This is a genomic window from Mesorhizobium sp. USDA 4775, assembly GCF_054062655.1.
Window position 1 is genome coordinate 25,674 of sequence record NZ_JBSSFM010000001.1, and the last position, 24,149, is coordinate 49,822.

General features: G+C 64.7%; 24 protein-coding genes and 1 pseudogene. 10 read left to right on the forward strand and 15 right to left on the reverse strand.

Annotated features, from left to right (window positions below; genetic code table 11):
• Positions 1-4 precede the first annotated feature (4 nt).
• Positions 5-1,842, forward strand: a pseudogene (locus ACVILI_RS00100) (CHASE3 domain-containing protein).
• Between the two features lie 18 nt (positions 1,843-1,860).
• On the opposite strand, the gene ACVILI_RS00105 reads toward ACVILI_RS00100, so the two are convergent.
• Positions 1,861-2,430 carry a putative glycolipid-binding domain-containing protein gene (locus tag ACVILI_RS00105; RefSeq protein WP_038649895.1) on the reverse strand — a complete coding sequence of 190 codons (570 nt, stop codon included), beginning with the start codon at positions 2,428-2,430 and terminating at the stop codon, positions 1,861-1,863.
• A gap of 182 nt (positions 2,431-2,612) precedes the next feature.
• Between ACVILI_RS00105 and ubiG the strand changes: the two genes are divergently transcribed.
• Positions 2,613-3,362: a bifunctional 2-polyprenyl-6-hydroxyphenol methylase/3-demethylubiquinol 3-O-methyltransferase UbiG gene (ubiG, locus tag ACVILI_RS00110; protein WP_038649897.1), complete on the forward strand. Its 750-nt coding sequence runs from the start codon at positions 2,613-2,615 to the stop codon at positions 3,360-3,362.
• 12 nt (positions 3,363-3,374) lie between these two features.
• Here the strand turns inward: ubiG and ACVILI_RS00115 are convergent, their stop codons facing one another.
• Both ACVILI_RS00115 and ACVILI_RS00120 read right to left on the reverse strand, forming a co-directional pair.
• Complete coding sequence (locus ACVILI_RS00115) at positions 3,375-3,875, reverse strand: flavin reductase family protein (RefSeq protein ID WP_032921391.1); 501 nt, start codon at positions 3,873-3,875, stop codon at positions 3,375-3,377.
• Positions 3,876-3,899: 24 nt separating this feature from the next.
• On the reverse strand, positions 3,900-5,024 hold the full coding sequence (locus ACVILI_RS00120) for an LLM class flavin-dependent oxidoreductase (RefSeq protein WP_019861353.1): 1,125 nt from the start codon (positions 5,022-5,024) through the stop codon (positions 3,900-3,902).
• Between the two features lie 111 nt (positions 5,025-5,135).
• Between ACVILI_RS00120 and ACVILI_RS00125 the strand changes: the two genes are divergently transcribed.
• Complete coding sequence (locus ACVILI_RS00125; RefSeq protein ID WP_240564715.1) at positions 5,136-5,732, forward strand: winged helix DNA-binding protein; 597 nt, start codon at positions 5,136-5,138, stop codon at positions 5,730-5,732.
• 6 nt (positions 5,733-5,738) lie between these two features.
• Here the strand turns inward: ACVILI_RS00125 and ACVILI_RS00130 are convergent, their stop codons facing one another.
• Positions 5,739-6,647 carry a DMT family transporter gene (locus tag ACVILI_RS00130; RefSeq protein WP_038649899.1) on the reverse strand — a complete coding sequence of 303 codons (909 nt, stop codon included), beginning with the start codon at positions 6,645-6,647 and terminating at the stop codon, positions 5,739-5,741.
• A gap of 117 nt (positions 6,648-6,764) precedes the next feature.
• Here ACVILI_RS00130 and ACVILI_RS00135 point away from each other — a divergent pair, with 117 nt between their 5' ends.
• Positions 6,765-7,250 (forward strand): MarR family winged helix-turn-helix transcriptional regulator, encoded by a 486-nt coding sequence (locus tag ACVILI_RS00135; RefSeq protein WP_038649901.1) that lies wholly within the window; start codon positions 6,765-6,767, stop codon positions 7,248-7,250.
• Positions 7,251-7,254: 4 nt separating this feature from the next.
• Here ACVILI_RS00135 and ACVILI_RS00140 read toward each other — a convergent pair whose 3' ends face one another.
• Genes ACVILI_RS00140 through ACVILI_RS00155 form a run of 4 tightly spaced genes read right to left on the reverse strand, consistent with a single transcriptional unit; the run spans position 7,255 to position 9,649 of the window.
• Entirely contained in the window at positions 7,255-7,680 is a 426-nt protein-coding gene (locus ACVILI_RS00140) for a DUF1178 family protein (protein ID WP_032931815.1), read from the reverse strand.
• Positions 7,677-8,543, reverse strand: a complete 867-nt coding sequence (locus ACVILI_RS00145; RefSeq protein ID WP_084791792.1) for a carbon-nitrogen hydrolase family protein — start codon at positions 8,541-8,543, stop codon at positions 7,677-7,679. The genes ACVILI_RS00140 and ACVILI_RS00145 overlap by 4 nt, the downstream gene beginning before the upstream one ends.
• A 10-nt stretch (positions 8,544-8,553) precedes the next feature.
• Positions 8,554-8,823 carry a glutaredoxin 3 gene (gene grxC, locus ACVILI_RS00150; protein WP_038649905.1) on the reverse strand — a complete coding sequence of 90 codons (270 nt, stop codon included), beginning with the start codon at positions 8,821-8,823 and terminating at the stop codon, positions 8,554-8,556.
• A 25-nt stretch (positions 8,824-8,848) separates the two neighbouring features.
• Positions 8,849-9,649, reverse strand: a complete 801-nt coding sequence (locus ACVILI_RS00155) for a ComF family protein (protein ID WP_240564714.1) — start codon at positions 9,647-9,649, stop codon at positions 8,849-8,851.
• Between the two features lie 66 nt (positions 9,650-9,715).
• Between ACVILI_RS00155 and ACVILI_RS00160 the strand changes: the two genes are divergently transcribed.
• A complete protein-coding gene (locus ACVILI_RS00160) occupies positions 9,716-10,570 on the forward strand; it encodes a methyltransferase domain-containing protein (RefSeq protein ID WP_038649908.1) in 855 nt (284 codons plus the stop codon).
• A gap of 42 nt (positions 10,571-10,612) precedes the next feature.
• Here ACVILI_RS00160 and ACVILI_RS00165 read toward each other — a convergent pair whose 3' ends face one another.
• The 5 genes from ACVILI_RS00165 to argJ form a co-directional block, all read right to left on the reverse strand.
• Positions 10,613-10,792: a Flp family type IVb pilin gene (locus ACVILI_RS00165; RefSeq protein ID WP_019861361.1), complete on the reverse strand. Its 180-nt coding sequence runs from the start codon at positions 10,790-10,792 to the stop codon at positions 10,613-10,615.
• A gap of 108 nt (positions 10,793-10,900) precedes the next feature.
• A complete protein-coding gene (locus tag ACVILI_RS00170; protein ID WP_038649910.1) occupies positions 10,901-11,218 on the reverse strand; it encodes a hypothetical protein in 318 nt (105 codons plus the stop codon).
• Positions 11,219-11,416: 198 nt separating this feature from the next.
• On the reverse strand, positions 11,417-11,839 hold the full coding sequence (mutT, locus tag ACVILI_RS00175) for an 8-oxo-dGTP diphosphatase MutT (RefSeq protein ID WP_038649912.1): 423 nt from the start codon (positions 11,837-11,839) through the stop codon (positions 11,417-11,419).
• A gap of 8 nt (positions 11,840-11,847) precedes the next feature.
• Positions 11,848-12,600 carry a GNAT family N-acetyltransferase gene (locus ACVILI_RS00180; RefSeq protein ID WP_019861363.1) on the reverse strand — a complete coding sequence of 251 codons (753 nt, stop codon included), beginning with the start codon at positions 12,598-12,600 and terminating at the stop codon, positions 11,848-11,850.
• A 29-nt stretch (positions 12,601-12,629) separates the two neighbouring features.
• A complete protein-coding gene (gene argJ / locus ACVILI_RS00185; RefSeq protein ID WP_019861364.1) occupies positions 12,630-13,871 on the reverse strand; it encodes a bifunctional glutamate N-acetyltransferase/amino-acid acetyltransferase ArgJ in 1,242 nt (413 codons plus the stop codon).
• Positions 13,872-14,038: 167 nt separating this feature from the next.
• On the opposite strand from argJ, the gene ACVILI_RS00190 reads away from it, so the two are divergent.
• The gene (locus tag ACVILI_RS00190; protein WP_038653397.1) at positions 14,039-15,274 is read left to right on the forward strand and encodes a caspase family protein; all 1,236 of its coding nucleotides are present in this window, start codon (positions 14,039-14,041) and stop codon (positions 15,272-15,274) included.
• Between the two features lie 21 nt (positions 15,275-15,295).
• Here the strand turns inward: ACVILI_RS00190 and ACVILI_RS00195 are convergent, their stop codons facing one another.
• Positions 15,296-16,513, reverse strand: a complete 1,218-nt coding sequence (locus tag ACVILI_RS00195; protein ID WP_038649914.1) for an MFS transporter — start codon at positions 16,511-16,513, stop codon at positions 15,296-15,298.
• Between the two features lie 263 nt (positions 16,514-16,776).
• Here ACVILI_RS00195 and ACVILI_RS00200 point away from each other — a divergent pair, with 263 nt between their 5' ends.
• Positions 16,777-17,376 carry a TetR/AcrR family transcriptional regulator gene (locus ACVILI_RS00200; RefSeq protein WP_027047427.1) on the forward strand — a complete coding sequence of 200 codons (600 nt, stop codon included), beginning with the start codon at positions 16,777-16,779 and terminating at the stop codon, positions 17,374-17,376.
• Positions 17,377-17,443: 67 nt separating this feature from the next.
• Here ACVILI_RS00200 and ACVILI_RS00205 read toward each other — a convergent pair whose 3' ends face one another.
• The gene (locus tag ACVILI_RS00205) at positions 17,444-18,355 is read right to left on the reverse strand and encodes a peptidylprolyl isomerase (protein ID WP_019861368.1); all 912 of its coding nucleotides are present in this window, start codon (positions 18,353-18,355) and stop codon (positions 17,444-17,446) included.
• Between the two features lie 262 nt (positions 18,356-18,617).
• Here ACVILI_RS00205 and secA point away from each other — a divergent pair, with 262 nt between their 5' ends.
• The 3 genes from secA to ACVILI_RS00220 all read left to right on the forward strand — a co-directional run bounded on the left by secA (position 18,618) and on the right by ACVILI_RS00220 (position 24,149).
• A complete protein-coding gene (gene secA, locus ACVILI_RS00210; protein ID WP_019861369.1) occupies positions 18,618-21,350 on the forward strand; it encodes a preprotein translocase subunit SecA in 2,733 nt (910 codons plus the stop codon).
• Positions 21,351-21,468: 118 nt separating this feature from the next.
• Positions 21,469-22,869 carry a lipopolysaccharide biosynthesis protein gene (locus tag ACVILI_RS00215; protein ID WP_038649916.1) on the forward strand — a complete coding sequence of 467 codons (1,401 nt, stop codon included), beginning with the start codon at positions 21,469-21,471 and terminating at the stop codon, positions 22,867-22,869.
• Entirely contained in the window at positions 22,869-24,149 is a 1,281-nt protein-coding gene (locus ACVILI_RS00220; protein ID WP_038649918.1) for a GNAT family N-acetyltransferase, read from the forward strand. The genes ACVILI_RS00215 and ACVILI_RS00220 overlap by 1 nt, the downstream gene beginning before the upstream one ends.

A 24,149-nucleotide genomic window follows, 5' to 3' on the forward strand; every position in this document is an offset into this window, starting at 1 on the left:
CGCCATGCGGTTGCAATCGCTGCCGCTTGTCGCCGGCTTCGCCGTGCTGGCATTGATCGTCGGCACCCGTGCCCTGCTGGTCGAGGGACAAAGGGCCAATCGTGCCGCCGCGCGCGAGACAATTGAATACCAGCAGCAGCTTTCAGGGCTGCTTTCATTGGCGCAGGATGCCGAGGCCGGCCAGCGCGGCTATCTGCTGACCGGCGAGAAATCCTATCTCGAACCGTACCAGAAGGCTGTCGATGCCATCCCGGGGCAACTTGCCCGCATCGATGCCATGACATCATCCAACGATCAGCTCGCCCCGCAGATCAGCCACATCAAGGACGCGCTGGCGCAAAAACAGGCTGAACTGTCCGAGACGATCGCCCTCTACGACAAGGGCGATGCGTCGAAGGCGCTGGAACTCGTCCGCGGCGGCCAGGGCAAGGCCGCCATGGACGAGATCCGCGCCAGCATGGACACCATCCGGCGCATCGGCGCCGCCGACATCGCAGCGCGCGACGAGCACACGGACCAGGTCGAGGCCTGGCTGCGTGTCGGTTCGCTTGCGGCCCTCGTCGCGATCTTCCTGCTCGGTGCCTACACGATCCGCCAATCCGCCGCCGCTTCCGCGAGGTCGCCACCGCCCAGGAAGAGCTGATGCGCAAGAACATCGAGCTCGGCAACGAGATCAACACGCGCGAGAAGGCCGAATCCCAGATCCGCCAGATGCAGAAGATGGAGGCGGTCGGCCAACTGACAGGCGGCATCGCCCACGATTTCAACAACATGCTGGCGGTCATCCTCAGCGCCATGAACCTTGCCCAGCGCAAGCTGAAGCGTGGCGAGAATGACATCGAGAAATTCGTCGAGGCTGCGACGGATGCAGCCGGCCGTGCCGCCAATTTGACCTCCCGGCTGCTCGCCTTCTCGCGCTTGCAGCCGCTTGCGCCGCAGGTGGTCGATACCAACCGGCTGGTGACCGGCATGTCCGACCTTCTCCACCGTGCGCTGGGCGAGGGCATACGCGTCGAAACCGTGCTGGCGGCCGGCCTGTGGAAAACCCACGCCGACCCCAGCCAGATCGAGAACGCCATCCTCAACCTTGCCGTCAACGCCCGTGACGCCATGGACAATGACGGCAAGTTGACCATCGAGACCGCCAACAGCCACCTCGACGACGCCTATGCCGCGACACATGCCGAAGTCACGCCAGGCCAATATGTGATGATCGCGGTCACCGACACCGGCACCGGCATGTCGCCCGAGGTCATCGCCAAGGCCTTCGAACCCTTCTTCACGACCAAGCCGGTCAACAAGGGCACGGGACTTGGGCTGAGCCAGGTGTTCGGCTTCGTCAAGCAGTCGGGCGGCCACGTCAAGATCTACTCCGAACCGGGCCAAGGCACGACGATAAGGATCTATCTGCCCCGGTTTTTCGGACCGGAGGAGCCGGCGGCACCCGCCGGGCGCGGCAAGAGCACCGTCAAGGTCACCGAGACGATCCTCGTCGTCGAGGACGACGCCCGCGTGCGGGCCGCCACGACAGACGCCATGCGCGAACTCGGCTATACGGTCATCCACGTTGGAAGTGGCCAGGAGGCCCTTCAGAAGCTGGCGGCGACATCGGGCATCGCCCTGCTTTTCACGGATATCGTCATGCCTGCGATGAACGGCCGCAAGCTCGCCGAGGAGGCGGTCGCACGCCAACCCGGCCTGAAGGTCATCTTCACCACCGGTTTCACCAGGAATGCCGTCGTCCATAACGGCGTGCTCGACCATGACGTTCACTTCCTGGCCAAGCCGTTCACCATCGAGCAACTCGAAGCCAAGCTGCGCGACGTGCTGGACGCGAAATAGGCCGCGCCGGGACTTCCTTCAGCCTGAGGCAGCCACGTTTGTCCACAGGCCGGGATAGTCGACGACGAAGCCGTGCGGCGAGACACCAAGGATCTCTTCATAACCGAACATGGGCGCGGTGTAGGCGTAGCGGGTCTCGTCGAGACGCCGATAGCTTTGCTCGAGAAGCACCATCTCGAATGTTGGAAAGCTCAGATAGGCGGCTGGAGCGGGCGTCGTCTCGCCGACACCGAGGTCGAACCGCCGGATCGCCAACAGGTTCGATGCCGGCGTGAAGCCGAGGTCGACATCGACAAGGCCGGTGACGTCCCGCTGTGGCTCGCCGTTCAGCGTCCACTCGCCGTCGGCACGTCGTTCAATGGCACAGTGCAGCTTGCGAATGCCGAGAAACCCGGCGACCCGCGCCCACCGCGTGCGCCAGCCGGCGTCGCAAATCACCTCATAGGCAAGGCAGCATGGCTTGCCGTCCTGGACGAAGATGGCTTGTCCCTGGAGGCTGTGCCCGCCATCGCCTTGCGACAGCAGGCAGGCGTCGTGGCCTTCCACATCCAGCCTGCGCCAAAGGATCGAAGCCGTCATGACCTTCATCGTGCACTCCTTCGAATCCAAACGATGCCCTTCATTCGCCCGCCGGGCCAATTGTGTTTCACCGCCGTACGCGACAGCTGACATGCCCTGACAGGATGCTCCGCCCTGTCGGCAGAGGAAAATTGTTGCCTTGACTTTCCCGCCTCCACGCCCGACTTCCTAGCGTTCGAGGAGACCAACCAATGCCAGAACCCCGACGATCGACGATCGATGCCGGAGAAGTGGAACGCTTTTCCGCCCTTGCCGCCGAATGGTGGAACCCGAACGGCAAGTTTCGTCCGCTGCACAAATTCAATCCGGTCCGGCTTTCCTATATCCGCGACCAGATAGCGACGCGCTTCGGCCGTGACCCGCGTGCCGCGCGGCCGTTCGAGGGGCTGCGCATCCTCGATATCGGCTGCGGCGGCGGTCTTTTGTGCGAGCCGATGGCGCGGCTTGGCGCCGAGGTCGTGGGAGCGGACGCCTCCGAGACAAACATCGAAGTGGCGAAACTGCACGCAGCCGAAGGCAATGTGATCGTCGACTACCGAGCCACGACGGCCGAGGATCTTGCCGACGCCGGCGAGACATTCGACGTCATCCTCAACATGGAAGTGGTCGAGCACGTCGCCGACATCGATCTGTTCGTCGCCAAATGCGGGCAGATGGTCCGGCCCGGCGGCATCATGTTCGTGGCCACCATCAACCGCACGCTGAAGGCGCTGGGTCTCGCCATCATCGGTGCTGAATATGTGCTGCGCTGGCTGCCGCGCGGCACCCACCAGTTCGGCAAGCTGGTGCGCCCGGAAGAACTGGAGAAGGCGCTCGGCGGCGCCGGCCTGACCATCATCGACCGCACCGGCGTCACCTACAATCCGCTTGCCGACCGCTGGGCGCGATCGAAGGACATGGACGTCAACTACATGGTGCTGGCGGAGAAGGGATCCGTCTGATCCGCTCTTACGCTATTCAGTGCTGAGGGGTCGGTAGCCGCCCCGCCAATAGATCAGCGCCTGGCCGGCATCGCGGGTGCGCACCGCCTCGACCGAGCCGATCACGATGGAATGCGTGCCGCGGTCGATCATCTCGTCGAGGCTGCAGTCGAAGGCGGCCACGGCGTCATAAAGCAGCGCGGCTCCGGTCTTAAGCGTCACCCATTCGGCGCCGTCATAGCGGTCCTTGCCCTTGATGCCGCCAAAGCCGGAGAAACGCTCCGCCACGGCTTGATGCTGAGGCCCCAGCGAATTGACGCCGAAATGCCGGTAGCGCTCGATAACCGGCCAGGTCGATGACGATCGGTTGACGCAAGCGATCACCTTGGGCGGTTCGGCCGACAGCGAGACCACCGAAATGACGACAAGGCCGGACCGGTCGTCGCCGGCACCGGCGGTGATGACGCTGACATTGCCGACGATGAGCCGCATGGCGGCGCGGAAGTCGGCGACGCTGACCGGAGCTTCTGTCATGGACATTGCCTCGTCGCTTCTTTGCTAAGCCGCCGACCGCATCGCGGCCGGTGCGATGCGAATGCCTCTCTCTTCGAGAATGGGTAGCACGGTGTCGCGAAAATAGGGGAATTCCTCGACATAATCGACGAAGGACAATGTCGAGCCGCGAAAGCCTGCCGCATGCAAGGCGGTGATCCCGTCGGCGACCTGCTCGGGCGTGCCGGTGAGCGGGAAGCCGCCATGGCCGGCCGCCATGCGGTCGCGAATGAGCGCCAGGAGATCATGCGGGAACGACTGCGCATGGGCGAATTGCAGCCGGACCAGATTGTCGACCGCCGCCCAGTCGGCATTGGCGCGGCCGAAATGTTCGAGATAGTCCGTGGCCTCCTTTTCGGTCGGGCGGCAGACGACATGGGCAAAGGTCAGCACGTCGACATCGCTGCCGGCGGCCCTCGCCTGCTCCTTCAGCGCAATGATCTCGTCCTTGGAGCGCGCCAGGTCGATCGCCGGCGTAAACAGGAAATCGGCGTTGCGGACCGCGAATTTGCGGCCCTCCTCCGACCCGGCGGCATTGAGGATCGGCGGCCGTGACGACGGACGCGGGTCCCCAAGCACATTCCTGAGTTTGAACCAGGTGCCGTCCCAGTCGAAGGCTTCCGTGCGCTCCCACAGCGCCTGGACAATATCGAACCATTCCTGGGCATAGCCGTAGCGCGTGACATGGTCATCGGGCAGCGTCAGCCCAAGTGCCTCATATTCCGGCTTGTTCCAGCCGGCGACGATGTTGAGTCCGATGCGGCCGCGGCTGATCTGGTCGATGGTCGCCAGTTGCTTGGCAACGACCACGGGATGGTTGGCCGCGGTATGGGTGGTGGCGAAAACCGTGATGTTGCGGGTGAGCGCCAGAAGCCCGGCCGCCCAGGTGATCGTCTCCAGCACGTTGCCGTGGAAATTGGTCTCGCCGCCATAACCGATCCAGCGTGCGATCGGCAGCATGAAGTCGATGCCGGCCTCGTCGAGCAGATGCGCCAGCCGCAGATTGTTGTCCCAAGAACTGGCCCAGCGCTCGGGAACCTTGGTGACGGTCATGCCGCCGGAACAATTGGACGCGAAAGTGCCGAGAAAGAAGGGCTGCGCGTGAGGCGCGGTCTTGTCGAGCATGCTCATTGGCGGTGTTCTCCTCATTTTTTGCTTATAATTTATAATAGAAAGTCTATCATAAATTCATGTGGACGCAATCACCGGGATCAGCGCATGCTGATGGCAGGGGACAGGCAGATGAACGAACGGCGCAAATCTTTGGAAACACAGGCCGAGTTGCTGGATCGCGGCTGGCATCTGGCGCGCACGCCGCTGGAGATCGACGTCACCGAAGTCGAATACGCGCTGATGCGCTCCTACGAGGCATTCGGCCATTGGCAGGCTGAATGCCTCGCCACGGTGATCGAGTTTTCCGCCAGCGGACCCGAGAACGCACTGCTCCACATCATCCGCATGAACGACCGCCAGAAAAGCGTGCGCGATCTTGCCCAGATGACCAACCGCGACGACATCCCCAACATCCAGTACAGCCTGCGCAAACTGCTGAAGGGCGGTTTGATCACCCGCACCGGCAGCGGCAGGGCAGGCGTCACCTACGAAGTGACGCCGCTCGGGCATCGCGTGACCGAGCGCTATGCCGACATCCGCTCCGTCCTGCTTATCGACGCCGTGACGCGCATTCCCGAAATGGCCGACAAGCTCGAAGACGTCGCGCGTACGCTCGAGCTGATGACCGGCATCTACGAACAGGCGGCGCGGGCCGCCGCCACGCACCGCCGCCGGCATCCAAGGCCGGAGCCCGGCGGCGACGCCGACGGCGGCGGAAAACTTTGACGACGTTTACGCAGGCTGCGGCTTCGCGACGGCCTGGCTCTGCGCCTTCGTGGTGATGAAGACGCCGGCGGTGATGATGGCGGCGCCGGCCCAGGTCAGCAGCTGATAGTGCTCGCCAAGGAAGATCGTGCCGGCAAGCAGGCCGACCGCGGCCGCCACATAGCCGATCTGGCTGAGATAGACCGGGCCGCCGACCGCCTGCAGCCGGAAGAAGAAGGCAAACATCGCCGACGCCGACGCAACCTGCGCGATGACGACCAGCGGAACGCCGCCGAGCGGCGCGAAGGCCTTGATGCCGAACAGAGCGAGAATGCCGGCGAGCAGCAGCGTCGCCGCCGCCAGATGGCTGCCGACGGCAAGCTCGATCGGGCCGGTGCCTTCCGGCCAGTCGACGGTGCGGTAGATATTGCCGGCTGCAAGGCTGACCGGGATCAGCAGCCCCACCACCACCCAGAACATATCGGCCGGCTGGCCGGCCTCGCCGCGCGTCGCCGCGACCATCACGGCGCCGACGAAACCGACGGCGATGCCTGATATGCCCAGCATGTTCGGGCGCCGGACGCGCAGCAGGATCGAGAACATCAGCGTGACGACGGGCGACAACGTGAACATGATGCCGGTATAGCCGGCGCCCAGATGCGGTATGGCCGAGAACATCAAGAGATTGGGGAGGGCATAGGACACTGCCGCCGTGACGAAGAAATAGCGCAGCTTGTGCGCGGTGAGCCAGATGCGCTGGCCGCGCAGCAAAAGCACGCACAAAAGCACGCCGCCGGCGCCGAGCGAGATGACGAAGGCCCAGACCATGGCCGGCACGCCGGCCGCCGTGGCGAGCTTGCCGAAGGGCAGTGTCAGGCCGAGCAGGCCGCCGGTGACGACCAGGAGGCCGAGCGCCGAATCCCAGAGAAATTTCATCGGATGGTCCCGTCACTCAATCGTGAAATTTGGCACTTGCGGCGCTTGGCCGGTGCTGTACCTTGAGATAAGATAACACAAAGATTCTTAACATCACGATATTTAGCGGTGAGACAGATGGATCGCGCGGCAAAGGCGATCGAACAGTGGAAACGGGAGCGGCCGGACCTTGATGTCTCGCCGATGGGCGTGCTCGGGCGATTGAACGAAGCCTCGTCGTTGATCGCGCGTGATCGCCTGGCGCCGCTGTTTGCCCGTTTCGGGTTGCAAGCCGGCGAGTTCGACGTGCTGGCAACGCTGCGCCGCTCAGGCTCACCTTACGCACTGACGCCGACAGATCTCTATGAAGCGACCATGGTGACATCCGGGGCCATGACCAATCGGCTCGACCGGTTGGAAAAAGCCGGATTGATCCTGCGCGGCCCGCACCCCAACGACCGGCGCGGCATCGTCGTGCAGCTTACCGAGAAGGGTCTCGCCTTGATCGACGAGGCCCTGACCGCTCATGTCGCCAACGAGCACGAGATTCTTGCGGGCCTGACGCCAGCGGAACGGGAAACGCTCTCGCACCTGCTTGAGAAATTGATAGGCAGCGTGAGCTGAACGTTCAGTTGCGGTCGTCGGGAAACACCGGGATCGGCATGAAATCGACGCCATCCTCGGCCAGCCCCTTGGCCTCTTCCAACGTCGCCTCGCCATAGATGCCGCGCGGGTCGGTCTCGCCGAAATGGATTTTTCGCGCTTCCTCGGCGAACTTGTCGCCGACATAGTCGGCATTCTCGCGCACCTTCTCGGCCATCGCCTTGAGTTGCGCCAGGGCCTGCTTCTGCGCCTCACCCATGGCGAGCGCTATGGTCTCCTGCTTGCGGGCCGTGGAAACGGCGGGCGCCATCAGGGCCTTCTCTACCTTGTGCGAGCCGCAGCTCGGGCAATCGACAAAGCCGCGCTTCTTCTGGGTGTCGAAATCGTCATTGCTGCGGAACCAGCCCTCGAACTCGTGCTCGTTTTCGCAGATCAGGGAAAAGCGGATCAAGAGGCAGCACCCCTGAGACGCGGCGCGTCCACCGCGCCGGCATTGATGGTGAAATCCCGCGCATTCTTCAAATTGGGGATCTTCTTGCGCGCCGCAAGCGACTGCGCCGGGTCGATCTCGGCGACGATCACCGCAGGCTCGTCATGCGCGGCTTCGGCGATGATGCGGCCCCACGGGTCGACGATCAACGAATGGCCATAGGTTTCGCGGCCGTCCTCATGCAGGCCGCCTTGTGCGGCGGCGACGACAAAGGCGCCGTTCTCGATGGCACGGGCCCTGAGCAGCACATGCCAGTGCGCCTCGCCGGTCTGTCGGGTGAAGGCGGCGGGCACGGTCAAAACATCGGCGCCGGCCACCGCCTCCGTGCGGAACAGCTGCGGGAAACGCAGGTCGTAGCAGACCGCAAAACCAAGCTTGGCGCCCGCAACCTCGGTCACTACGGCTTCGGTGCCGGGTTCGTAGGCGGCGGATTCGCGCCAGCTTTCGCCATTGTCGAGATCGACGTCGAACATGTGGATCTTGTCATAGGTGGCGAGCGTCGCGCCGTCCGGACCAAACAACAGCGCCCGGTTGGCGAGCTTGCCGTCGGGGCGCAGGATGGCGGTGGAGCCGATATGCAGGAAGACGCCGAGTTCGCGCGCCAATCCACGTGCGGTCGCAACGATGATGTCCCTGTCTTCGGAGGTGAAGGAGGCGGCACGCGCCTCCTTGTCGCGGATCAGCGCCCCGGTCATTTCCGGCGTCTGGATATAGGTCGCGCCCTGCCCGACCGCTTCACGCACCAGCCGTTCGAGATCGACCGCATTGCGCTCGGGGCTTTCGCCGGAACGCATCTGGACCGCCGCAGCCTTGAAAACACCCATCATCATACCCTCAAATCGTCGCGCCGTTGGCGAGCAGCCTGTCCAGCCGGCCTTCGGCCTCCAGCTCGTGGAGGTCGTCGCAGCCGCCGACATGCGTGTTGCCGATGAAAATCTGCGGAAAGGTCGTGCGGCCGTGCGCGCGCGAGATCATCTCCTGACGCAATTCGGGCGAAAACGAAGCGTCATGCTCGGTATAGGCGACGCCCTTGCGCTCCAGCAGCCGCTTGGCCGCCGTGCAGTAGCCGCACATCATACGCGTATAGATCGTGACATCGACCATGATGAATTCCGCTTTCGTTGCCGACTTATATAGTCACGGACTCGTCCGCCCGGAAGTCCCCCGGCAACACGCGCGCGAAGGTCAGCACGTCAACGGTGGCGGCACCGCCCCTTTTCAGCGCCTTGGTGGCCGCGCGCACGGTGGCGCCCGTGGTGTAGACGTCATCGATCAGAAGCACCCTGCGGCCGGCGATCTGGATCTCCGCCTCGGCCGGCACGCGGAAAGCGGCCCGCACATTCTCCTCGCGCTCCTGCCGCTCGAGCCCGACCTGCTGGCGAGTGAGTTTCACCCGCCGCATGGCGGAAGGCGCGAAAGACAGGCCGCTGAGCTCGCAGACCGCGCGCGCCAGTTCCGCCGACTGGTTGAAGCGCCGCCGGAAGAAACGCCGCCAGTGCAGCGGCACCGGCACCACCACATCGGCTTCCGCGATGAGATCGGCGCCGGCGCGCACCATCCAGCGCGCCATCCAAGGTGCCAGATCGGTGCGATCCTGGTATTTCAGCCCTTGCACCATCTGGCGGGCGACACCGGAATAGGCGACGGCTGCCCGCGCCCGCTCGAAGGGTGGTGGATCCGCGATCGCCTCGGCCGACAGAAAACCCTCGCCCATATGGTTGGTGAACGGCGTGCCCATAACCGGGCACCAGGGCCGTTCCAAGAGCCGCAGCTTCGGCCAGCAGGCGCCGCACAGCACGCCCGGCTGCGAGACATGCCGGCGGCAGCCGGCACAGACCGGCGGAAACAGCATGCGCGCCGGCCAGCCGAAGGCCGATCGGGCGAGGTTCCTGATCCCGATGGACTTGATCTCTGGCGTCGGATCGGCCACGTGGTTGGTTCTCCGCACCGAGTGTACCAAGTATATCAGGGCGTGGACAAACAAGGATCCACCCGTTTGCAGCCTATTATGGATACCTCTTTGTGGCTGGCGCACAAGCGGCGCGCGCTAAGCCATCCGGTCGACGGTGCCGATTTCCTGATGAACCGCGCCGCCGAGGACCTTGCCGACCGGCTGGGCGCCGTCGAGCGCCGGTTCGACAAGGCGGCGGTGCTGTTCTGCCAGACGTCGGCCGCGGCCGGTGTGCTCGCCGCGAGCGGCAAGGTGGCGGATATCGTCCGCGTCGAGACGGACACGGTTTTCCTGACGGGTGCCGCCGGCATGGTCGCACCACTGGAAACCGTGCCCTTCGAACCGGCAAGCCTCGATCTGGCGGTGTCGCTTCTGTCGCTGCAGGCGATGAACGACATTCCCGGCATGCTGATCCAGATCCGCCGCGCGCTTCGGCCGGACGGGCTCTTTCTTGGCGCCTTCGCCGGCGCCGGCACGCTCGGCGAGCTGCGCGAGAGCCTGCTTGCGGCCGAGACCGAGCTTTACGGCGGCGCCAGCCCCCGCGTCATCCCCTTCACCGACGTGCGCGACGCCGGTGCGCTGCTGCAGCGCGCCGGTCTTGCCCTGCCGGTCGCCGATGTCGAGACCGTGACGGTGCGCTATGCCAATCTGTTTGCTTTGATGGCCGATCTGCGCGCCATGGGCGAAACCAGCGCCCTCACCGATCGCAGCCGGCGGCCGAGCACACGCAGACTGTTTGCGCGTGCCGCGGAAATCTATGCCGAGCGGTTTTCCGACGCCGACGGCCGGATCCGGGCAAGTTTCTCGATGGTCTGGATGTCCGGCTGGGCGCCCGATGCATCGCAGCAGAAACCGCTGAAACCGGGTTCAGCCAAAGTCTCGCTGAAGACGATACTTTAGGCTCCCGACGGGCAATGATCGGGTCGGCCGTGGACAGCCCGATCAGGGTGCGAACGCGTTCGCAAGCCGGCTGCTATTGTTGCTGAACAGCCAGGTGATGGAGTTGAACACCTGACTGATGCCGGCGACGATGGTCAGCGACAACACAGCTATGATCAAGCCATATTCGACCGCCGTGGCGCCGGTTTCGTCTTTCAGAAAATGCAGCAGCACTGGTTTCATCACCTCGATCCCCTCGCCAAGGACCTTACCGCCGACCTGTTAAGAAAGGTTAACGGCAAAGCCTTAACAGGCGGTGAAACCGCCACCCTCTTGCAAATTCCAACCATGTCAGCAGTCGCCGCTGGTTCTGCCATCGGAGCCGATGATGCAGACCGAACCGGGCTGCGCCTGCAACACGCTGCGGCGCACCGTATAGGTGGTTCGATGGCTGATCGAGCCGGTGGCCGTCATGTCGAGACCACCGGGAAAATCATCGCGCGCCGATTGCGAGCGCGTCTGGCTGTCGAGGAAAGGGGTCGCGATCAGCGCCAGCGCCACCGCGGCCGAGCCGAACAGCAGTGTCACGCGCAGGATGCCCATGCCCGCATCTGCGGCACGAAAGCCGCGGTCGGGCCGGATCGAATCCCAATCCCTGTCCAGGCTCATCCTATCGCTCCCCAGCCAATCCGCGACGCGGCCGCGACGACACGGCCATGCATCAATTTTTCATGATGAGATAAATCTTCTATTAACGCTGGCTGATATGGGCCGTGGCCGCTCCTCAGAGCAATTCCAGGAAAAATGTGAAGCGGCTTTCCCGGGACGCGGAGCGCTTTCCCTTGGGAATTGCGTCAAAACAAATCCTCAGAGCAGATCGATCAGGAACGGAATCAGCGGCGCGTCGGCCGGCGGCATCGGATAGTCACGCATCTCTCTTGGCCGCACCCATTTCAGCGCCTGCCCTTCCCGGGGCTGGGCGATGCCACGGAAGCGGCGGCAGACAAACAGCGGCATCAACAGATGGAAGTCGTCATAGGAATGGCTGGCGAAGGTAAGCGGCGCCAGGCACGGGATTTCGGTCTCGATGCCGATCTCCTCATGCAATTCACGGATGATGCATTGTTCCGGCGTCTCGCCGGGCTCGACCTTGCCGCCGGGAAATTCCCACAGGCCAGCAAGCTGCTTGCCCTCGGGCCGCTGCGCAAGCAGCACGCGGCCGTCGGTATCGACCAGCGCGCAGGCCGCGACCAGGAGCAGGCGCTTGCCGGTATTGGCCGGATCATTCATGCCCGACGTCACTCATGCCCGGGCGGCCGGCGATAATGGTAGCGATAGACTTCCTCGAAGCCGAGCGACCGATAGAGCGCCAGCGCCGGCACATTGCCGGCCTCGACCTGCAGCCAGGCCTCCCGCGCGCCGCGCAGCCGCGCCCATTTCAGCGCCGACCGGATCAGGTTGCGGCCATGGCCCTTGTTGCGCGCCGCCTTGTCGGTGGCGACTTCGAACAGGCCGGCGAGATCGCCGTCATGCACGCAAATCAGGGTCGCCAGCGCCTCTGCCCCATCTTCCAGTGCGAACAGCCCGGCCTCTGGCTGGATGGCGCCGATGATCTCCGACAGGCCGGGCCGCAGCGAAACATCCGATCCGCTGACCTTGAGCGACGCGCCGATGAAGCGGCTGATGTCCTTGAGCGGAATCTGGTCCATGGCGGCATCGAGCTGGGCGTCGGCCAGCGGCAGCCGCATGACCAGCGATTCGTCGAATCGGCTCCAGCCCTCCTTGTCGAGATGGCCGGCAAGATCGGGACCCGACAGCGGCGACATGCGGAACGTCAGCGGCCTTCCATAGGCGTCGAAACGGCGGCTGGCGCGGCCGATGCGGTCGGCTATGTGCTGGATGTCGCCGGGATCGAGCGGGTTGACCGAATTCAGCCGCTTGGCCGGATGGCCGGCGGTGAGCCGCACCACCCAGGTGCCGTCATAGTGGACGGCGGCCGCCGGCCAGGCGCGAAAGCCGGCCGCCTCGTAGCGGCGCACGATCGCAAGCATGCTTGCCGGATGCCTGGAAGCCAAAACCGTCAGCTCCGATAATCGCCGTTGATGGTGACATATTCCTTGGTGAGGTCGCAGGTCCACACCGTCGCCTTGCCGCGGCCGATGCCGATATCGGCGCGGATGCGGATATCGTCACGCTTCATGTAGGCCGAGGTCTTTTCTTCCGAATAGGCCGGATCGCGCTCGCCTTCATGCGCCAGCCGGTTGTCGCCGAACCAGATCGACAGCCGGTCGCGGTCGGCGGGTTCGCCGGCCTTCCCGACGGCCATGACCACACGGCCCCAATTGGCGTCCTCGCCGGCGACCGCCGTCTTGACCAGCGGCGAATTGGCGATCGACAGCGCGATGCGCTTGGCCGAGCGGGCCGATTTCGCGCCGGTGACGGTGACTTCGACCTGCTTGCGGGCGCCCTCGCCGTCGCGCACCACCTGCAGCGCCAGCGACTTCAGCACCTTGCCGAGCGCCCGGCGGAACTGGCCGAGCCGGGCATCTCTGGGGTCGGTGATCTCGGGCGCGCCGCGCTTGGCGGCCTTGCCGGTGGCGAAGATCAGCAGCGTGTCGCTGGTCGAGGTGTCGCTGTCGACGGTCACCGCGTTGAAGGTCTTGGCCGTGCCGCGCGATAGCAGATCCTGCAGCACGGGGGCCGCGATCGGCGCATCGGTGGCGATGAAGGACAGCATCGTCGCCATGTCGGGGGCGATCATGCCGGCGCCCTTGGAGATGCCGTTGATGGTGACATCGGTATCGCCAAGCTTGACCGTCTGCGTCGCCACTTTCGGATAGGTGTCCGTGGTCATGATGGCCTTCGCCGCCTCGGTCCACAGGTCGGGCTTGCCATCGCTGACCAGCCCGGCGAGCAGATGGCTGAACTTGGTCGTGTCGAGCGGCTCGCCGATGACGCCGGTCGAGGCCAGGAAGACCTCGCCTGCCGTGCAGCCGGCAGCCTTGGCCGCCGCCTCGCCGGTCAGAGCGGTGGATTCGCGGCCCTTCTTGCCGGTGAAGGCGTTGGCATTGCCGGAATTGACGACCAGCACCCGCGCCTTGCCGGCGGCAAGGTTCTGACGGCAGAAATCGACCGGCGCCGAGGGGCATTTCGACCTGGTGAACACGCCGGCGACCGCGGTGCCGGCATCGAACACCATGGCCAGCAGGTCGGTTCGGTTCTTGTACTTTATCCCCGCTTCGGCGGTGGCGATGCGCACCCCTTCAATGACAGGCATCTTGGGGTACTTCTTCGGCGCGAGCGGCGAAATCGTCGTGGACATGGGGACCTCGGGCGGGAAAATCGCAAGGGAAGGCCGGTTTGCCCGATACGGCGCGCGGGCGCAAGGGCGTTTTCGCCGCGCCTGCCGGGGCGGCGGACCACGCTGGATTAAGCCTGCATTTCAAATCTGTTGGCGTCGCCGGGGCCTGTGGCGCTATGATTGCGCCCATGGGCAGGCTTGCGATCCTCGCATGGGCATTTCTGGGACTATTGCTGCTGAGCGCCGACGCTGAGCCGGCGCGTCGCGTGGCGCTTGTCATCGGCAACGGCACCTATGCCGAGGCCGGCACGCTGGCCAATCCGGTCAACGACGCCCTCGACATCGCCGACAAGCTGCGCTCCATCGGTTTCGAGGTCATCGAAGGCAACGACCTCGGCAAGCGCGAGCTCGAACGCAGCATCGGCGAATTCTCCGATGCGCTCGAAGGCGCCGGCGTCGGGCTTTTCTACTATGCCGGCCACGGCCTGCAGGTCGACGGGCGCAACTACATCGTGCCGGTCGACGCCAGGCTCGACATGCCGGTGAAACTGCAGCTCGAAGCCGTGCCGATCGACGAAGTCCTCGACATCATGGAACAGCAGACCAAGGTCAGTCTGGTGTTTCTCGATGCCTGCCGTAACAACCCGTTCGCCCGCAGCCTCAGCCGCACCGCCACCACGCGCTCGGCGACGGCGCTCGCCGGCTTGGCGCAGTTCGATTCGACGCGCGGCTCCTTCATTGCCTTCTCGACGGCGCCCGGCGCGGTCGCCATGGACGGCACCGGGCGCAACTCGCCCTTTGCATCAGCCCTTTTGCGGCACATTGGCGAGCCCGGCCAGAGCATCAACGACATGATGATCGCGGTGCGCCGCGACGTCGTTTCGCAAACCCGCGAAGGCCAGCGCCCCTGGGAGCAGGGCTCGCTGCTCGAACGCTTCGAATTCGTCCCGGGTGAAGGGCCTGCCCCGAAGCCGAAGCCGGCGGCGGAGCCGGCGCCGGCCACGGCCCCACAGGTCGCGGCGCTGGAGCGTTCCGTGGGCGACGACAAGGCTTCGATCGAACAATTCCTGCGCCGGAACTATCTGACACCGGACACCAGGACGATGGCCGAAACGGTCAAGCGGATCTACGGCGCGTCGGCCACCATTTTCGGCACACGCTACGACGCCGATGCCATCGTCAAGGTGAAGACCGACTGGTTCGCGCAATGGACTTCGTGGTCGCTCGGGCTGGAACCAGGCAGCCTGGAGATCACGCCGCATGGCGAGGACCGCACTGAGGCCACCTTTGCCATGCACTACGACTATGTGCCGAAGGACAAGTCGGCGGCACGGCTGACCGGCAAGGCGCGCGTTACGCTCGGGCTGGTCAAGGCCGAAGAGGGATGGCGCATCGAATCCGAAACCTCGCAGGCGATGCAATGATGCGCTAACCTGGGCGCGAATTCACGCCCTTTGGCGCGACATGAATTCGGTGGCGAAACAGAGCAGTGCCGCAACTGGCAGCGCCAGGCCGATCCAGGACACCAGTGGCCAGCCGCCTTGGGCATACGCCCAACCGCCGACGCCCGAGCCGACTGCGCCGGCGATAAAGAACGTCGCCATGTAGAGCCCGTTCAGGCGGCTGCGATGCGCGGCGCCGAGCGCGAACAGATCCCGATAGCCGAGCACAAGGTTGGTCTGCACGCCGAAGTCGAGCACGATAGCGGCGGCGACCAGCAGCGCCAACGAAAGTGTCGAGCCGCTGGGAGCGATATGGGTTACAAGAAACGCAACGGCGACGCACAGCATGGCAAAGGCTGTCGCCGGGCGGCTCCAGCCGCGGTCGGCGACCCTTCCGGCGAGCGGCGCGGCGATTGCACCGGCGACGCCGGCCAAAGCGAACAGGCCGATGCCGCGCTGCGTCAAGCCAAAATCGGGTCCGGCCAGCAGCAGCGGCGTCGTCGTCCAGAACAGGCTGAAGGCTGCGAACAGGAAGGCCTGATAGAGAGCCCGCCGCCGCAGCACCGGCGTCGAGCGCGCAATATGCACCATGGACGCCAAAAGCGCACCGTAGCTCAGACGCGCCGTCGGCATGCGTCTGGGCAGCGCGAACCGCAGCACCACGGTCAGCACGATCATGACAATGCAAGAGGTGAAGTAGACCACATGCCAGGACGACAGCGCCGTGATGAAGGAGGAAAACGGCCGTGACAGCATTATACCCAGCAACAACCCCACTGAGACATTGCCGACCACGCGGCCACGCCTGGCTTCCGGCGCCAGGTGCGCCGCATAGGGGATAAGGGTCTGCACAGCGACCGAGCCAAGACCGACAAACAGCATCGCGGCCAGAAAAGCCGCCGGCTGCGTTGATATCGCCGCACCCAGCAAGGCAAGCGTCGCAACGACGAGTATGCCAAGCACGAGCTTGCGGTTCTCGACGAGGTCGCCAAGCGGCACGATGAACAGCAGGCCCACCCCGTAGCCGATCTGCGCCATCGTAACGATCAGGCCCGCCGCATGCGGCGGCAGGCCAAGTTCAGCGCCGATCGGGCCAATCAATGGCTGCGCGTAGTAGATATTGGCGACAATCAGCCCGCAGGCGGCAGCCAGCAAGAAGGTCATCCAACTCGAAATTGTCGTCTCGGCGGGTGCGGTGCCGGATGCGATAATGGTCGTCATGGGCGATGTCCATCGGAACGAAACGTTTCGTTGAATAGAACGAACCGTTCCGTTTCGTCAAGCGATGATGTATGAGCATCTCTTGGCATCAGCGTATTTTGCGGCCAAATGGCTTCATTTGGCGTCCGCACGAACGCTGCAAGGAAAACGAAGGCTTTGCTCCGGATGGCAGGCATCCGGCTGGCAAAAATACGGGGCGAGGCAACAGTTGCCGGCGGGTTGTCGTTTCGGCCGGCACGCAACCGCTTCAGGAGGAACGGCTCATGGGCGAAATCGCCGATCCGGCACGCAAATCGATTGGTGCCAGGCGCAATCCGGACAGCGCCGAAGCCATTCTGGAGGCCGCCGAAGCCGTGCTGATCGAGGCCGGCTATGCCGGCTTCTCGATCGAGGCGGTGGCGCGGCGCGCCCGTGCCGGCAAGCCGACCATCTATCGCTGGTGGCCGAGCAAGGCGGCACTGCTGCTCGAGGTCTACCAGCGCCAGAAGCGCGTCGACATTCCTGATACGGGAAGCCTGGAGGAGGATCTCGTCGGCTTCCTGATCAATCTATTCACGCACTGGCTCGAGACATCGTCGGGCAGTGTTTTCAAGTCGCTGATCGCCGAGGCGCAGTCGGATGAAACCGCGGCGACGGCCCTGGCCGGCTATGCCGGAGCGCGCCGCACCCATACCGGCCAGATCATCGAACGCGCCAAGGCGCGGGGCGAGATCGCCGGCGATATCGATGCGGGTGTCGTTGCCGATCTCATCGCTTCCTACGCCTGGCGGCATCTCCTGACCAACCGGCTCGACGAGCCCGAGGCGACGATACGCAAGATGATCCGCTATCTCCTGCAAGGCATAGCGGCATCAGGCAGATAGCGGCGGCCAACAAAAAAGGGCGCGGCAACCCTTGGCTGCCGCGCCCCTTTGAAGAAATCGTTCAGGCTTACTTGCCGGCTTCCATCGTATCGACGGCCTGCTTCAGCTTGGCGTCGGGGATCTCGACCTTGGCGCCGGCGCGCAGCGACTTGACCAGCGCGAAATACTTGTCGCGGATGACCGCCTGCTTGGCCTGGTCTTTGACGTCGTCGAAGGCCGGCGGCTGCTTGGCGCGCTTGTCCTCGAGCTTGATGACATGCCAGCCGAACTGCGTCTGCACCGGCTCCTTGGTGTATTTGCCGACATCGAGCGCGAAGGCCGCCTTGTCGAACTCCGGCACCATCTGCCCAGGCCCGAACCAGCCGAGATCGCCGCCATTGGACTTGCCCGAGGGATCGCTGGTGTGCTCGTTGGCGAGCTTCTGGAAATCGCCGCCGCCGTCGAGCTGCTTGATGATCGCCTCGGCCTCTTCCTTGGTCTTCACGAGGATGTGACGGGCATGCACCTCGTTGACCGGCGGCGTGTTGGCGATTTCCTGGTCGTAGCGGGCGCGGATCTCGGCGTCGGTGACCTTGTCGACGACGCCTTTCTCGACCATCTCGCCATGCAGCGCGCGCTGCTGCAGGAAGGCCATGCGGCGCTGGAAGTCGGGATCCTTGTCGAGGCCGTCGGTAACGGCCTTGGCGGCCATGACGCGGATCTCGATGGCGGCCGAAAGGGCAGCCGCGCGGCGCTGTTCGGGCGGCAACTGCGCGAATTGCTGCGACAGCTCGCCTTCGGCAAGCACTAGGTCGGCTTCGGTCAGGGGCTGGCCGTTGACCGTTGCGACAACGGCATTCGGGTCGACCGGCGCCGCAGCGGGTGCGGCCGGGGCAGCAGGAGCGGCCTCCTGCGCCATGACGGGCGACAGGCAAAGAGCCGACAGGCCGAAGGCCAGGCCAAGGCTGGCGAGCGACGCACGGCGGAACAACAAGGGCATAAGGATGACTCCGGTGAAGGATTGTAAGGAGGGGTGGCTTCCAGATCAGCCAGATTGTGGCGGAATTTGGCACGACCGGCAGGGCCAGCGCGGCGTTGACATCAGTTGAGCCCCCTCTTATCTGTCCAACGACTTTGCGTCCAGAACCGTTTTCCGGGCGCTTTTTGTGTTTGCCCGTATTCAGGCGGTGCGATCACGCGGATTTGATGGGGCCGGCCGGCGCCCATCTCAAGATTGAGAATTCTATCGAAAGGACCATTGGATGGTCAGTCTCGGCGGTCTCGCCCGTAAGGTTTTCGGTTCCTCCAACGACCGTCGGGTCAAATCGACCCGGCCCCGTGTCGAGGCGATCAACGCCATGGAAAACGAGATGCGAGCGCTCTCCGACGCCGAACTCGCGGGGCGTACGCAAAAATTCCGCCAGGACATCGCCAATGGCGCCAGCCTTGACGACCTTCTGGTCCCGGCCTTCGCCACCGCGCGCGAGGCGGCACGCCGCGTGCTCGGCATGCGCCCCTTCGACGTCCAGCTGATCGGCGGCATGGTGCTGCACAATGGCGGCATCGCCGAGATGCGCACCGGCGAGGGCAAGACCCTGGTCGCGACACTGCCGGTCTACCTCAACGCGCTGGCCGGCAACGGCGTCCATGTCGTCACCGTCAACGACTATCTCGCCACCCGCGACTCCGAATGGATGGGCCGCGTCTACAAATTCCTCGGCCTCTCGGTCGGCGTCATCGTCCATGGCCTGTCCGACGAGGAGCGCCGCGTCGCCTACGCGTCCGACGTCACCTACGCCACCAACAACGAGCTCGGCTTCGACTATCTGCGCGACAACATGAAGTACGAGCGCGCCCAGATGGTGCAGCGCGGCCACAATTACGCGATCGTCGACGAAGTCGATTCCATCCTGGTCGACGAGGCGCGCACGCCGCTGATCATTTCCGGTCCGCTCGAGGACCGCTCGGAAATGTACAACACCATCGACACCTTCATCATCCAGCTGCAGCCGCAGGATTATGAAATCGACGAGAAGCAGAAGACCTCGATCTTCACCGAGGAAGGCACCGAGAAGCTGGAGAACCTGCTGCGCGATGCCGGCCTGCTGAAGGGCGAGTCGCTCTATGACGTCGAGAACGTCGCCATCGTCCATCATGTCAACAACGCGCTGAAGGCGCACCGGCTGTTCCAGCGCGACAAGGACTACATCGTGCGCAACGGCGAGATCGTCATCATCGACGAGTTCACCGGCCGCATGATGCCCGGCCGCCGCTATTCGGAAGGCCTGCACCAGGCACTGGAAGCCAAGGAGCATGTGGCGATCCAGCCGGAGAACCAGACGCTCGCCTCCGTCACCTTCCAGAACTATTTCCGCCTCTACAAGAAGCTGTCCGGCATGACCGGCACGGCGCTGACCGAGGCCGAGGAATTCGGCAACATCTACGGGCTCGAAGTCACCGAGATCCCGACCAATCTGCCGGTCATCCGCAAGGACGAGGACGACGAGGTCTACCGGACGGTCGAGGAGAAGTACAAGGCGATCGTCAAGGAGATCCGCGAAGCCAGCGCCAAGGGCCAGCCGACGCTGGTCGGCACCACCTCGATCGAGAAGTCCGAGCAGCTGGCCGACCGCCTGCGCAAGGAAGGTTTCAAGGATTTCGAGGTGCTGAACGCCCGCCACCACGAGCGCGAGGCGGCGATCGTCGCCCAGGCCGGCAAGCCCGGCGCCATCACCATCGCCACCAACATGGCCGGCCGCGGCACCGACATCAAACTCGGCGGCAATGCCGAAATGCGCATTGCCGACGAACTGGGCGACATGCCTGAGGGCCCGGAGCGCGAGGCGCGCGAAAAGGAAATCAACGCCGACGTCGAGCGCCTGAAGGAAAAGGCGCTGGCCGCCGGCGGCCTCTACGTTCTCGCCACCGAGCGCCATGAATCGCGCCGCATCGACAACCAGTTGCGCGGCCGTTCCGGCCGCCAGGGCGACCCCGGCCGTTCGAAATTCTTCCTGTCGCTGCAGGACGATTTGATGCGCATCTTCGGCTCCGAGCGCATGGACGGCATGCTGCAGAAGCTCGGCCTCAAGGAAGACGAGGCGATCATCCATCCCTGGATCAACAAGGCGCTGGAGAAGGCGCAGAAGAAGGTCGAGGCGCGCAACTTCGACATCCGCAAGAACCTGTTGAAATATGACGACGTCTCCAACGACCAGCGCAAGGTGGTGTTCGAACAACGCATCGAGCTGATGGACGGCGAAGGCCTGTCGGAAACCATTGCCGAGATGCGCGAGGGCGTCATCGACGAGATCGTCGCCAAGGCCATCCCCGAAAACGCCTATGCGGAGCAATGGGATGTCGCCGGCCTCAAGGCCGAGGTCGCCGAATTCCTCAATCTCGACCTGCCGGTCGAGGACTGGGCCAAGGAAGAAGGCATCGCCGAGGACGACATCCGCGAGCGCATCACTGCCGCCGCCGATGCCGCCGCCAAGGAGCGCGCCGAGCGCTTCGGCCCCGAAGTAATGAACTATGTCGAGCGCTCCGTGGTGCTGCAGACGCTCGACCATCTGTGGCGCGAGCACATCGTCAATCTCGACCATCTGCGCTCGGTCGTCGGCTTCCGCGGCTACGCGCAGCGCGATCCGCTGCAGGAGTACAAGGGCGAGGCCTTCGAACTGTTCCAGGCGATGCTGGGCAATCTGCGCCAGGCCGTCACCGCGCAGCTGATGCGCGTCGAACTGGTCCGCCAGGCCGCCGAAGCCCCGCCCCCGGAAGCGCCCGACATGTTCGGCACGCATATTGACGGCACCACCGGCGAGAACGATTTCGAAGGCGGCGAGACAGCCCTCCTGGTGCGCCAGGAGCAGAGCGCCGTCGTCGCCCCCGAAGACCGCGACCCGAACAATCAGGCGACCTGGGGCAAGGTCGGCCGCAACGAAGCCTGCCCCTGCGGCTCCGGCAAGAAATACAAGCACTGCCACGGGGCCTTTGCTTAAGGACGCGCTCTTTCCTTCTCCCCGTGAACGGGGCGAAGGAAGCTCACCCAACCGTTTCTTAATGTGTCTCCGCTACACCAACGCCTGAAAAAGAGGCGGAAAACGGAGAGAGATCGGGGTGCGCTTTTCCGCGGCCACGACTGCCGGGCGGTTCTTGCCGCAGCGTTTGGCGCTGCGTGTCGGGCCGTTGCTTGGCCGCATCGACGCCGTGCTGTTCACCGCCGATGAGCGTGGCGAGGCCGGCCGCATGTCCGTCATCGCCTTCTCCATCCGCATCGTCAGCGCCGTCATCGCCTTCATCAGCCAGGTGCTGATGGCGCGCTGGATGGGCTCGTTCGAATACGGCATCTTCGTGCTGGTCTGGGTGACGATGGTCATCGTCGGCAACCTCGCCTGCCTCGGCTTCCACACCTCGGTCATCCGCTTCATTCCCGAATACCGCGAGCGCGGCCTGATGGACGAACTGCGCGGCATCGTCGTGGCCAGCCGCCTGTTCGTGCTGATCGCCTCCACCATCATCGCCGGGCTTGGCGCGCTCGGTGTCTGGCTGTCGGCGCCGTGGATCGAAAACTATTACGTGATCCCGTTCATCCTCGGCGTCATCTGCCTGCCGATGATCGCGCTGTCGGACCTGTTGCAGGGCCAGGCCAGGGCGAACAGCTGGGCGCTTTTCGCCCTGTCGCCGACCTATCTGATACGGCCGGTGCTGATCCTGCTGTTCATGGCGCTGATGCTTCTTGCCGGCTACGCCGCCGATGCCAGGACGGCGATCTTCGCCTCGATCGCCGCCACCTATGTCACCACCCTCGCCCAGTTGATCGGCGTCACGCACCGCATGGAAAGGCAGATCCCGGCCGGACCGATGAAGGTGCATTTCGCGCAATGGTTCATCGTCTCGCTGCCGATCTTCCTGGTCGAAAGCTTCTTCTTCCTGCTCACCAATGCCGACGTGCTGATGGTCGGCGCCTATATGGATCCCAACGACGTCGCCGTCTATTTCGCCACGGTCAAGACGCTGGCGCTGGTGCATTTCGTCTATTTCGCCGTCAAGGCCGGTGTCGCCCAGCGCTATGCGCAGTTCACCCATGGCGAGCCGGCGAGGCTTGCCGCCTTTGCCCGCGAGACGGTGTCCTGGACCTTCTGGCCTTCGCTGCTGATGGCGCTGCTGGTGCTGGCACTGGGCAAACCCATGCTGGTGCTGTTCGGCCCCGAATTCACGTCGGGCTATCCGCTGCTGTTCCTGCTCGTCTTCGGCGTCGTGGCGCGCGCCGCCGTCGGTCCCTGCGAAAGCCTGCTCACCATGAGCGGCAACCAGAACATCTGCGCCGCCGTCTATGCCATGACACTGGCCTTCAACATCGGCCTCAACGTGGTGCTGATCCCGCATTTCGGCCTGTGGGGCGCCGCCATGGCCACCGCCTTCGCCATGATCTTCGAGGCCAGCGCGCTGTCTTTCACGGTCTGGCGCAAGCTTGGCATCGTCATGGCCATCTTCGTGCCTGCCAAAGGAGCCGCCTGATGGCCGCCATCCCGTTGCTCGAGGAAACCAGCGGCGGCACCGCCGGCGCCATGGTGTCCGGCCTTGCCGGGCTGGCGCGCGATCCCGATCCCGCCCATATCGAAATCCTCGCCAACAACCGGCCGGAACGCAAGCTTGCCATCTACCCGGCGTCCGCCGGCTTCGACCTGGTCGAGGAACTGGATTATTTGTGCGCCCGCACGATCGAGCCGAACGTCTTCTTCAACCCGCGCTTCCTGGCGCCGGCCATGCCCCGGCTGGAGGATCGCGAGGTGCGCCTGGCGGTGATCCGCGACGGCGACGAATACCGCAACCGGCTGCGCCTGCTGGTGCCGATCTCGGTGGAACGCCCGGTGGTGCCGCTCGGCGTGCCGGTGATGCGCACCTGGTCGAGCCCGTTCGGTCCGCTCGGCACGCCGCTGATCGACCGCGACGATCCGGTCGGCGTCGTCGAGGATTTCTTCTCGATGCTGTCGCGCCCACACCTCAAGCTGCCGAAAGTCTTCGTGCTGCCCGACATCAGGCTCGATGGTCCCGTGGCGAGCCTGCTCGACACCGTGGCCGAGACGCGCGGCCTGACGCTGGTCACGACCGGCCAGACCCCGCGCCCCGTGCTGGAGAGCGGGCTCGACGGCGATGACTATCTGAAGGCTTCGCTGCGCCCGCACCATTATCGCGAGTTCCGCCGCCTGAAACGGCGCCTTGCCGACCTCGGCAGGCTGGAGCATGTGGTGGCGCGCGGCCCCGAGGAGATCCGCCACGCCATCGAGGGCTTCCTGACGCTGGAAGCCTCCGGCTGGAAGGGCCGCGAGCGCACCGCCATGGCGATCGACCGCTTCCGCGCCGCCTTTGCCCGCGAGGCCGTCCACCGGCTCGCCGAGCAGGACATGTGCCGCATCCATTCGCTGACGCTCGACGGCCGCACCATCGCTTGCCTGATCGTCTTCGTCGAGGCCGGCGTCGCCTATACCTGGAAGACGGCCTATGACGAGACGCTGGCCGCCTATTCTCCCGGCACGCTGCTGATGATCGAGGTCACCCGGCAGCATCTCGACGATCCCAACATCATGATGACCGATTCCTGCGCGGTGCCGGATCATCCGGTGATGAGCCGGCTGTGGGCCGAGCGCAAGCCGATCGGCACGCTGGTGATCGGGCTGACGCCGGACGCCGACCGCCTCGCCCGCCAGGCCGCCTCGCAGCTGCATCTCTACCGCGAGACCCGCAACATGGCCCGCCTGCTGCGCAACCGCATGAAGAGCCTGCTGAGACGGCGGTAG